We start from the raw sequence: 2,399 nt of genomic DNA, 5'->3' as shown, positions 1-2,399 counted from the left end.
TGGAACTCGCGCTCGACGCGCCGCTGGTTGAGTTCGCGCTCGGCGAGTTCCTTGGCGGCGCCGCGCAGAAAGTCCACGAACCGATGGTGCACGTCCCGGGTCTCTTGGGTGAGCGCCCGGCTCGCGAGCAGTCCGATTCCCGCCTTGGACAGGTCGGGCCGACCGCCGTTCGTGGCCGGGAGCCGCCGCAGGTCGTCGGCGACGTGGCGCACCGTGTCCGAGTCGAGCTCGGGTGGGCGCACGGCGAGCTGCAACGCCTCCGCCGCCCACGTCAGCCCCGCCAGACGCAGCAGGACGCCGATCTCAGTCTCGTCCGCCCCCTGAAACACGGGGGTCTTCGCCTGGAAGCCGAGGATCGTCGCCGCCCAGCCGAGGTGGGTCTCGAGGATCTGGCCGACGTTCATGCGCGACGGCACCCCGAGCGGGTTCAAGACGATGTCGGCCGGCGTGCCGTCGGGCAGGAACGGCATGTCCTCCTCGGGCACGATGCGCGCGATGATCCCCTTGTTCCCGTGGCGGCCGGCCATCTTGTCGCCGACCGAGATCTTGCGCTTCTCGGCGACGTACACCTTGACGAGCTGGATCACGCCCGGCGGCAGCTCGTCGGGCTGGAGGATCTTGTCGATTTGGTCCTCGGACTTCTCCTCCATCTTGGCCCGCTCCGCGGTGGCGGCGTCCAGCACCGCCCGGATCCGGTCGTTCACGGCCCGGTTCGTGACGCGCAGCGTCTTCAGGTCCACGTCGACGAAGCTGATGCCATCGAGCTGCGGCTTCTGGAGCTTGGTGCCCTGGGGGAGGTACTCCTCTACCGTCCCGGCCTTGAGCATCAGGCCCACCTCTTGCCCCGTCAGGAGCTCCCGGAGCTCGGCAAACATGGCCTCCGAGATGCGGGCCTTCTCCTCCGCTTCAAGCCGGCGCACCTCCCCGATGCGCTCGCCGCGGTCCTTCTCCACTACCTGGTCCTCGATGCGCGAGAAGATCTTGACGTCGATGACCACGCCCTCCATGCCCGGCGGCACCTTGAGCGAGGAATCCTTCACGTCCTTCGCCTTCTCGCCGAAGATCGCCGTGAGAAGCTTCTCTTCGGGCGACAGCTCCGTCTCGCCCTTCGGCGTGATTTTGCCGACCAGGATGTCGCCGGCCTTCACGTGCGCGCCGATGCGGACGATGCCCCGCTCGTCCAGATCGACGAGCGACTCCTCGGACACGTTCGGGATCTCGCGCGTGATCTCCTCGCGCCCGCGCTTGGTGTCGCGCACGTGGAGCTCGAGCTCCTGGATGTGGATCGACGAGTAGACGTCGTCCTTCACCAGGCGCTCGGACAGCACGATGGCGTCCTCGAAGTTGTGCCCGTACCACGGCATGAACGCCACGAGCACGTTCGCCCCGAGCGCCAGCTCACCGCGCTCGGTGCCCGCGCCGTCGGCGACGATCTGCCCCGCTTTGACCTTCTGGCCCAGCTGGACGAGGGGCCGCTGGTTGATGGCGGTGTCCTGATTGGTGCGCCAGAATTTCTTGAGCCGGTAGCGGTCGTGTTGCTTGAGCCGCGCCAGCGGATGATCGCCCGCCTTGACCTCTTCCTCGCCCGCGTCGATGATGATCTCGTCAGCGGTGACCCGGGTGGCCACACCCGAGCGGCGCGCGATGACCACGGCCCCCGAGTCGCGGGCCACGGTCTCTTCCAGCCCCGTGCCGACGAGCGGCGCCTGCGGGAAGAGCAGCGGCACCGACTGCCGCTGCATGTTCGAGCCCATGAGGGCGCGGTTGGCGTCATCGTGCTCGAGGAATGGGATCAACGCCGCGGCGATCGACACGAGCTGCTCGGGCGCGACGTCCATGAAGTCGATCCGGCTGGGTGCAAGCAGCGGGTAGTCATCCCGCTTGCGGCACAGCACCAGCTCGTCGGCGAAGCGGCCGTCCTCGGTGAGGCGGGCGTTGGCCTGCGCCACCGCATACTCCTCCTCTTCCGACGCCGAGAGCCAGCGGGTTTCCTCGGTCACCTTGCCGTTCTTTACCACGCGGTACGGCGTCTCGATGAAGCCGAGATCGTTCACGCGCGCGTAGCAGGAGAGGCTGGTGATGAGCCCGATGTTCGGACCCTCCGGCGTCTCGATCGGGCACATCCGGCCGTACTGGCTGTAGTGCACGTCGCGCACCTCGAAGCCGGCGCGCTCGCGCGTGAGGCCGCCTGGCCCGAGGGCCGAGAGGCGCCGCTTGTGGGTCAGCTCGGCGAGCGGGTTCGTCTGATCCATGAACTGTGACAGCTGCGAGCTCCCGAAGAACGCCTGGATCACTGCGCTCACGGTGCGGGCGTTGACCAGGTCGTCGAGCGTGATGCGTTCGGGATCGTTGTTGATGCTCATGCGCTCCTTGATGAGCCGCGCCATGCGCGACAGGCC

At 67.9% G+C, this 2,399-nt stretch carries 1 protein-coding gene; it reads right to left on the bottom strand.

Annotation, left to right across the window (positions count from 1 at the left end):
- On the bottom strand, positions 1-2,399 hold a 2,399-nt coding region (gene rpoB, locus VKG64_13355), incomplete at both ends, for a DNA-directed RNA polymerase subunit beta (protein HKB26029.1).

The sequence above is a fragment of the Candidatus Methylomirabilota bacterium genome, assembly GCA_035260325.1.
Classification (GTDB): Bacteria; Methylomirabilota; Methylomirabilia; order Rokubacteriales; family CSP1-6; genus AR19.
The sequence above is the reverse complement of the archived record's forward strand: the minus strand, read 5'-3'. Positions and strand labels throughout refer to the sequence as shown.